Source organism: Neobacillus muris, assembly GCF_943193175.1.
Lineage (GTDB): Bacteria > Bacillota > Bacilli > Bacillales > Cytobacillaceae > Neobacillus > Neobacillus muris.
Window position 1 is genome coordinate 95781 of record NZ_CALPDF010000013.1, and the last position, 8084, is coordinate 103864.

The 8084-nt window shown below is 48.1% G+C and carries 11 protein-coding genes and 1 pseudogene; 10 read left to right on the forward strand and 2 right to left on the reverse strand.

Translation table 11 applies throughout. The annotated features are described in order from the left end of the window. The first annotated feature begins 29 nt into the window (after positions 1 to 29). The 5 genes from atpE (at position 30) to atpG (ending at position 3876) form a co-directional block, all read left to right on the forward strand. The gene (gene atpE / locus NFS43_RS11350) at positions 30 to 242 is read left to right on the forward strand and encodes a F0F1 ATP synthase subunit C (RefSeq protein WP_277613938.1); all 213 of its coding nucleotides are present in this window, start codon (positions 30 to 32) and stop codon (positions 240 to 242) included. Between the two features lie 96 nt (positions 243 to 338). Next, positions 339 to 860 carry a F0F1 ATP synthase subunit B gene (gene atpF, locus NFS43_RS11355; protein ID WP_251551783.1) on the forward strand — a complete coding sequence of 174 codons (522 nt, stop codon included), beginning with the start codon at positions 339 to 341 and terminating at the stop codon, positions 858 to 860. After that, positions 860 to 1399: a F0F1 ATP synthase subunit delta gene (locus NFS43_RS11360; RefSeq protein WP_251551784.1), complete on the forward strand. Its 540-nt coding sequence runs from the start codon at positions 860 to 862 to the stop codon at positions 1397 to 1399. Before atpF ends, NFS43_RS11360 begins: the two co-directional genes overlap by 1 nt. A 23-nt stretch (positions 1400 to 1422) precedes the next feature. Then, positions 1423 to 2931: a F0F1 ATP synthase subunit alpha gene (gene atpA / locus NFS43_RS11365; protein WP_251551785.1), complete on the forward strand. Its 1509-nt coding sequence runs from the start codon at positions 1423 to 1425 to the stop codon at positions 2929 to 2931. Between the two features lie 87 nt (positions 2932 to 3018). Further along, a complete protein-coding gene (gene atpG, locus NFS43_RS11370) occupies positions 3019 to 3876 on the forward strand; it encodes an ATP synthase F1 subunit gamma (protein WP_251551786.1) in 858 nt (285 codons plus the stop codon). Here atpG and NFS43_RS11375 read toward each other — a convergent pair. Continuing rightward, the gene (locus NFS43_RS11375) at positions 3868 to 4005 is read right to left on the reverse strand and encodes a hypothetical protein (RefSeq protein WP_251551787.1); all 138 of its coding nucleotides are present in this window, start codon (positions 4003 to 4005) and stop codon (positions 3868 to 3870) included. The genes atpG and NFS43_RS11375 overlap by 9 nt on opposite strands. A gap of 48 nt (positions 4006 to 4053) precedes the next feature. Here NFS43_RS11375 and atpD point away from each other — a divergent pair, with 48 nt between their 5' ends. Next, positions 4054 to 5475 (forward strand): F0F1 ATP synthase subunit beta, encoded by a 1422-nt coding sequence (gene atpD / locus NFS43_RS11380; RefSeq protein WP_251551788.1) that lies wholly within the window; start codon positions 4054 to 4056, stop codon positions 5473 to 5475. A gap of 20 nt (positions 5476 to 5495) precedes the next feature. Further along, positions 5496 to 5900, forward strand: coding sequence for a F0F1 ATP synthase subunit epsilon (locus NFS43_RS11385; protein ID WP_251551789.1), 405 nt, complete (start codon positions 5496 to 5498; stop codon positions 5898 to 5900). A 44-nt stretch (positions 5901 to 5944) separates the two neighbouring features. Here the strand turns inward: NFS43_RS11385 and NFS43_RS11390 are convergent, their stop codons facing one another. After that, positions 5945 to 6319 carry a hypothetical protein gene (locus NFS43_RS11390; RefSeq protein WP_251551790.1) on the reverse strand — a complete coding sequence of 125 codons (375 nt, stop codon included), beginning with the start codon at positions 6317 to 6319 and terminating at the stop codon, positions 5945 to 5947. 195 nt (positions 6320 to 6514) lie between these two features. Here NFS43_RS11390 and NFS43_RS11395 point away from each other — a divergent pair, with 195 nt between their 5' ends. From NFS43_RS11395 to NFS43_RS11405, 3 genes and pseudogenes are all read left to right on the forward strand, one after another. After that, positions 6515 to 6889, forward strand: a complete 375-nt coding sequence (locus NFS43_RS11395; protein WP_251551791.1) for an NADH-quinone oxidoreductase subunit A — start codon at positions 6515 to 6517, stop codon at positions 6887 to 6889. Next, on the forward strand, positions 6880 to 7392 hold the full coding sequence (locus NFS43_RS11400; RefSeq protein WP_251551792.1) for a NuoB/complex I 20 kDa subunit family protein: 513 nt from the start codon (positions 6880 to 6882) through the stop codon (positions 7390 to 7392). The genes NFS43_RS11395 and NFS43_RS11400 overlap by 10 nt, the downstream gene beginning before the upstream one ends. A 3-nt stretch (positions 7393 to 7395) precedes the next feature. Continuing rightward, a pseudogene (locus NFS43_RS11405) lies at positions 7396 to 8084 on the forward strand (NADH-quinone oxidoreductase subunit C); the annotation flags it as partial.

Sequence of the window (8084 nt, forward strand, 5' to 3'; positions counted from 1 at the left end):
AAGGAGGAAAACAAGTAATGACAGGTTCAATTGGTATTTTAGCAGCAGCAATCGCAATCGGTTTAGCAGCAGTAGGAGCAGGTATTGGTAACGGTTTGATCGTAGGACGCACAGTAGAAGGAATTGCTCGTCAGCCTGAAGCTCGCGGCTTGCTTCAAACAACAATGTTCATCGGGGTTGCGTTAGTTGAAGCATTACCGATTATCGGTGTAGTTATCGCGTTCATGGTATTAAACCGATAGAATCAGAAAAACTCCAGGTGGCGATGATTACGAGTCCTCGCCATTCATTTATGCATTTTTCCAGCGTAAGCAACTCTTGAAAGGAGTGAACCCGAGGTGTTAACAAGCAGTCTTGTCCTAGGTGCAGCAGAACATGCCAGTATCAATACTGGTGATATCGTGTTTCAGCTGCTCATGTTTATCATATTGCTGGCCTTGCTGAAAAAGTTCGCATGGGGCCCATTAATGGGCATTATGAAACAGCGGGAAGAGCATATCAGCACTGAAATCCAGTCCGCAGAGAACAGCCGGAAAGAAGCTGAAAAGATTCTGCAGGAGCAAAGAAATCTAATCAAAGAAGCACGCAATGAAGCAGCAAGCTTAATTGAAAGTGCAAGAAAACAAGGCGATATCCAGCGGGAGGAAATCATTACGACTGCCCGTTCGGAAGCAGAGCGCATTAAAGAGGCTGCCAAGCTTGAAATTGAGCAGCAGAAAGAAAAAGCAGTGGCAGCGATCCGCGAACAAGTCGCATCCTTGTCTGTCTTAATTGCCTCTAAGGTGATTGAAAAGAACTTAAATGCAGAAGACCAAGACAAGCTTATTAACGAATATATTCAAGAGGCAGGAGATTTGTGATGAGTAACTCTTTAGCAGCGAAGCGTTACGCGTTAGCGCTATTACAAATTGCAAAAGAACAACAGCTTCTTGAAGTGTTCAAAGAAGAACTCCGTGTGGTGAAAGAGGTTATCCAGTATACGCCGGAATTATCCGCCGCGTTAAAATCCTCCAGACTGACATTGGAGCAAAAAAAGCAGCTGATTACCACAGCGTTTGCCCAAGTAAACGTCTATGTGCTGAATACGTTATTAATCTTGATTGAACGCCATCGTGAAGGAATCATTACCGAGTTGGCCAATGAGTTTTTGGATTTGGCCAATGAAGAAATGGGGATCGCTGATGCGGAAGTGTATAGCACACGGCCATTAAGCGATGCGGAGCGTGAAGCGTTATCAGCGGTTTATGCTGCGAAAATCGGCAAAAAATCATTAAATATTGAAAATATCGTAGATTCCAATCTTCTCGGCGGCGTCAAGCTGAGGATTGGAAATCGTATATATGACGGTTCATTACGCGGAAAGCTTGACCGCTTAGAGCGTAAATTGTTGTTAAGCTAAGATTTGTAGATAGGGGTGAAACCATGAGCATCAAAGCTGAAGAAATCAGTTCCCTGATAAAAAAGCAGATTGAAAACTATCAGGCAGAAATACAAGTGACAGATGTCGGTACAGTTATCTCTGTTGGTGACGGTATCGCGCGTGTTCACGGCCTAGACAATTGTATGTCTGGAGAGCTTGTTGAATTCTCAAACGGCGTTATGGGTATGGCTCAAAACCTTGAGGAAAATAACGTCGGTATCATCATTCTTGGACCTTTCACTGAAATTCGTGAAGGTGACGAGGTTCGCCGCACAGGACGCATCATGGAGGTTCCGGTTGGCGAGGAACTTATTGGACGTGTTGTAAACCCATTAGGACAGCCTGTTGATGGCATGGGTCCAATTAATACCAGCAAAACCCGCCCGGTTGAGGTTGTCGCACCAGGCGTTATGAGCCGTAAATCGGTTCATGAGCCGCTGCAAACCGGTATCAAGGCGATTGACGCGCTTGTGCCAATCGGCCGCGGCCAGCGTGAGTTGATCATTGGTGACCGTCAAACAGGTAAAACATCTGTTGCGATTGACACCATCCTGAACCAAAAAGGCCAAAACATGATTTGTATCTATGTGGCCATCGGACAAAAAGAGTCCACGGTACGTAACGCCGTTGAGACGCTTCGTAAGTTTGGCGCTCTTGACTACTCCATCGTTGTCACAGCGTCTGCATCACAGCCGGCTCCATTATTGTACCTGGCTCCATATGCAGGGGTTTCCATGGCGGAAGAATTCATGTACCAAGGCAAGCATGTCTTGATCGTATATGATGACTTATCCAAGCAGGCCGCTGCTTACCGTGAGCTTTCCCTCTTGCTTCGCCGTCCTCCGGGCCGTGAAGCGTACCCAGGGGATGTCTTCTACTTGCACAGCCGTTTATTAGAGCGTGCCGCTAAGTTGAGTGACGCCTTAGGCGCCGGTTCGATTACCGCGCTGCCATTTATCGAAACACAAGCAGGTGACGTTTCTGCTTATATCCCAACAAACGTTATCTCCATCACTGATGGACAGATTTTCTTGCAGTCTGACCTGTTCTTCTCTGGCGTGCGTCCAGCGATTAACGCCGGTCTTTCTGTATCCCGTGTAGGGGGTTCTGCGCAAATCAAGGCAATGAAGAAGGTTGCTGGTACATTGCGTCTAGACCTTGCTTCATACCGTGAATTGGAGGCATTCTCCCAATTCGGTTCTGACTTGGATAAAGCAACCCAAGCGAAGCTTGCCCGCGGTGCCCGTACGGTTGAAGTTCTAAAACAGGACCTTAACAAGCCAATCGCAGTTGAAAAGCAAGTTATGATCCTATACGCTTTGACACGCGGCTTCTTGGATGATATTCCAGTAGAGGATATCCGCCGCTTTGAAAATGACTTCTATACTTGGTTAGACCACAACCGCAAGGAATTGTTAGACCAAATCACGACTACGAAGGATCTTCCTGCTGATGAGGACATGGCAGAAGCCATCAATGCTTTCAAGAAGACTTTCGCTGTTACGGAGTAATATTTAGGTCCAACAATTAGAATGGCTAAAGCCGCCGTGCGGCCGCGCTTTAGCCATACATTCTTTGAATGAGGGTGGTGAAAACCTATGGCTTCTTTAAACGATATAAAAAATCGGATTAATTCGACGAAAAAAACCAGTCAAATTACCAAAGCAATGGAAATGACCTCCGCTGCCAAATGGAACCGCGGCGTGATGAATGCGAAAGCATTCGTGCCGTACATGGAAAAAATCCAGGAAGTCACCGCTTCGATCGCGATCGGCTCCGGCGGCGTGAACCATCCGATGCTCAAACACCGTCCGATCAAGAAGACAGGCTATATTGTCATTACCTCTGACAGTGGGCTTGCCGGTGCGTTCAACAGTAACGTCATCCGAAAGGTCCATCAAACAATCCAAAAAAATCATAAATCCAATGATGAATTTGCGATTATTGCCATCGGCCGGGTAGGGCGCGACTTCTTTGTGAAGCGGGGCTACAACGTGGTGCTTGACATTGTTGGGATTTCTGCCCAGCCAAGCTTCGTGGATATTAAAGACATTACCAGCACAACCGTTGGCATGTTCTCCGATGAAACATTTGATGAACTCTATATATACTACAACCATTATATTAGCGCCATTTCTCAAGAGGTTACCGAGAAGAAGCTGCTGCCATTGTCGGATCTGAGTACGTCACACAAACTGATTTCATATGAGTTTGAACCGTCAGCAGAAGAAATCCTCGATGTCCTGCTGCCGCAATACGCGGAAAGCTTGATCTACGGTGCACTGCTTGACAGCAAAGCGAGCGAGCATGCTGCGCGGATGACCGCAATGAGAAACGCAACAGATAATGCGCATGAATTAATCCGTAACTACACATTAATGTACAACCGTGCCCGCCAGGCGGCAATTACCCAGGAAATCACAGAAATTGTCGGCGGTGCGGCGGCGTTAGAATAATTTTTTAAAAAGCTTGCCTTGTCCGGTGTTCGAGACCCGTTTTGCACCTGCTATCTGATTCTCGTTTGCGGACTCAGGATACATGCCGCTGTAACGGGCGGCGAACACGATACAAGGTTCGTTTTTCAAAAATACAGTTCGGTTAAACAGTTTGCAACATTGTTAGGAGGGAAAACGATGAACAAAGGACGCGTTGTTCAGGTTATGGGTCCGGTTGTTGACGTTAAGTTCGAGAACGGTCAGCTGCCTGAGATTTATAATGCATTGAGAATTAAAACAGAAGCGCGTAGTCAAGCAGAAGTTGCGATGGACTTAACTCTTGAAGTAGCCCTTCATTTAGGTGATGATACGGTTCGTACCATCGCGATGTCTTCCACTGACGGTTTAACCCGCGGTGTGGAAGTAGAAGATACAGGTGCGCCGATTTCGGTGCCGGTTGGAGATACGACGCTTGGCCGCGTGTTCAACGTACTTGGTGAAGCGATTGACTTGAAAGAGGATGTTCCAGCCAGTGCCCGCCGTGATGCGATTCACCGCGAAGCACCAACGTTTGAAAATCTTTCTACGGAAGTAGAAATCTTGGAAACAGGCATTAAGGTAGTAGACTTGCTTGCCCCATATATCAAGGGCGGTAAGATCGGTCTCTTCGGTGGTGCTGGTGTTGGTAAAACGGTATTAATCCAGGAGTTAATCAATAACATCGCGCAGGAGCACGGCGGTATTTCGGTATTCGCTGGTGTCGGTGAGCGTACTCGTGAAGGGAACGACCTTTACCACGAGATGACGGATTCAGGTGTTATCAAGAAAACGGCGATGGTATTCGGTCAGATGAATGAGCCGCCAGGTGCACGTATGCGTGTTGCCTTGACTGGTTTGACGATGGCTGAATATTTCCGTGATGAGCAAGGACAGGACGTGCTGTTCTTCATGGACAACATCTTCCGTTTCACACAGGCAGGTTCTGAGGTTTCCGCGCTGCTTGGCCGTATGCCATCTGCCGTAGGTTACCAGCCAACTCTTGCTACTGAAATGGGTAAATTGCAGGAGCGGATTACGTCTACGAATAAAGGTTCTGTTACATCGATCCAAGCGATCTACGTACCAGCCGATGACTATACGGACCCGGCTCCGGCTACGACTTTCGCTCACTTAGATGCAACAACGAACCTGGAGCGTAAGCTTTCTGAGATGGGGATCTACCCAGCGGTGGACCCGCTTGCTTCGACTTCTCGTGCGTTGTCGCCTGATATCGTGGGCGAAGAGCACTATAATGTCGCTCGTCAAGTACAGGCTACTTTGCAGCGTTATCGTGAATTGCAGGATATCATCGCCATCCTAGGTATGGACGAGTTATCGGATGAGGATAAGTTAGTGGTTGCCCGTGCACGCCGGATTCAAAACTTCTTATCGCAAAACTTCCACGTGGCTGAGCAGTTCACTGGCCAGCCTGGTTCGTATGTGCCGGTTAAGGAAACGGTCCGCGGATTTAAGGAGATCCTTGAAGGGAAATATGACCATCTTCCAGAGGATGCTTTCCGACTTGTCGGCCCGATTGAAGATGTGGTTGAGGCTGCAAAACGTATGGGTGTAGAGGCCTAATACCGCCAGGAGGGTAAAAAATGAAGACGATTAAAGTCAGTGTTGTTACTCCTGATGGCCCGGTTTTCGATGATGATGTGGAAATGGTGAGTACCAAGGCGAAAACGGGTGAGCTTGGCATTTTGCCGGGCCACATTCCAATGGTGGCTCCGCTTGAAATTGGGGCTGTGCGCCTGAAGAAGGACAACAAAACGGAATATGTCGCGGTGAGCGGCGGGTTTTTGGAGGTTCGTCCGGAGCAGGTGACGATTTTGGCACAGGCTGCTGAGAAATCAGAGGATATTGATGTGGAGCGTGCCCTGAGAGCGAAGGAACGTGCTGAGCAGCGTTTGCGCGATCAGAAGGCGGAGCATTATGATTTCCGCCGCGCTGAGTCTGCGTTGCGCCGCGCCATCAATCGCCTTTCTGTTGCGGAGAGAAGATAGCTTTATATAAATGTTTGATGGGGACCCCTTTGGGCTGCTAGGTTTTAGCGGCTTGGAGGGGTTTTTTGTTGGCTGGCATGATATAGAAGTATTGCCGGTAAAAAGGGGAAAACGGTTGATAAGAGGTGGAGAAACGCCGGTAAAGTGTAAAATGTGCCGATAAAATGGTGAACTTGGCCGGTAAAACAGCTCAAAACTGCAGGTAATCCGGAAATCGACTCATAAAATAGAACAGTAAGATCAAATTTATGACGGAAAGCACCTATCAAAGACCAAAACGGTTTGTTTAGCACCCTAACTGTCAGGAAAACTCCAGTGATTTTATTAAAATCCGAATGAAAAGCTGTCCATAGAATAGGATAGTTGTAGGAAGCTATCGGCTGATAATTCTGAGTGGAAACCGCAGATCGAACAAACATAATAATATCCTCCAGTTTCCAGTTCGATTTGACCATTTTTTAGGAATATCGTAGTGGAATTTCCAACTGCGAATATTTTTCCAATTTTAATACCGCGGGTTTGTCGACACAGGTTTGTAACAATGCTATAATGAATTCGGTTACAATATTCACTAGTTAGAAATATGAAAATATTCAACATTGGAGGGGATAGACATGGAACTTTTAAATGTATATCAGAATAATTATCTGATAGTCTTTGTGTTCCTATGTCTCGGTATTTTGCTGCCGGTTGTGGCGTTATATTTAGGTAAGCTTCTGCGTCCTTTTAAGCCTAGTGAGGCGAAGTATACCACATATGAGAGCGGTGTTGAGCCATTTCACGATTCACGTGTACAGTTCAATGTCCGCTATTATATTTTTGCCCTGATGTTTGTAATTTTTGATGTAGAAACAGTGTTTTTATATCCATGGGCCGTCGCCTATGACAAACTAGGTATCTTTGCATTAGTAGAAATGGTAATTTTCGTGATTTTACTGTTAATTGGCTTGGTGTATGCCTGGAAAAAGAAGGTGCTACGATGGATCTAAATCTAGAAGGTGTAACGACTCAAGAAATGGAAGAATTAAAACGGAATGTATTTATGACAACGCTGGAGCAGGTGAAGGGATGGGCGCGAAGCAGCTCGATTTATCCCGTAACATTTGGTCTGGCTTGTTGTGCAATTGAAATGATGGGCGTCGGTGCAGCACACTATGACTTGGACCGGTTGGGCTCATTTTTCCGTCCGTCGCCAAGGCAATCGGACTGTATGATCGTGTCCGGTACCGTGACAAAGAAAATGGCGCCGCTCCTCCGCAGAATCTATGACCAAATGCCGGAGCCCAAATGGGTAATTGCCATGGGTTCATGTGCAACAGCAGGCGGACCGTATGTGAAGTCGTACTCCGTCGTAAAAGGGGTCGACCAAATCGTGCCGGTTGATGTGTATATCCCGGGCTGCCCTCCAAACCCGGCCGCATTAATCTATGGAATCAATAAACTAAAGGAAAAAATTCGATACGAAGCGAAGACTGGGAAGAAGGTGATCTAGTCCATGAGCGGGGAGAAAGATCTCGAACAATTAAAGCGGGAGGCGGCGGAAAAAGCCAAGGCGGCAGCGCTGGCAAAACGCCAGGCCAAGCAGGCGGGTGAAGCAGCGCCAAAGCAGGATGAACCTGCCAAGCCTGAGCCGCCTAAAGAGGAGCAAGCTCCAGCACAAGCCGCAGCATCAGCAGGAGATGCGGATGATTTAGCGAAGAAAAAGGCAGCGGCAGCAGCGAAAGCCAAAGCGGCGGCATTAGCAAAGAAGAAGCGGGAAGGCATCGCGGATGAGGAACCGCCAGCCGAAGCGGCCAGCGAAGCCCCGGCAGACCCAGCCGCCGGATCCGACTCGGATGATTTAGCGAAGAAAAAGGCAGCGGCAGCAGCGAAAGCCAAAGCGGCGGCATTAGCAAAGAAGAAGCGGGAAGGCATCGCGGATGAGGAACCGCCAGCCGAAGCGGCCAGCGAAGCCCCGGCAGACCCAGCCGCCGGATCCGACTCGGATGATTTAGCGAAGAAAAAGGCAGCGGCAGCAGCGAAAGCCAAAGCGGCGGCATTAGCAAAGAAGAAGCGGGAAGGCATCGCGGATGAGGAACCGCCAGCTGAAACGGCCAGCGAAGCCCCGGCAGACCCAGCCGCCGGATCCGACTCGGATGATTTAGCGAAGAAAAAGGCAGCGGCAGCAGCGAAAGCCAAAGCGGC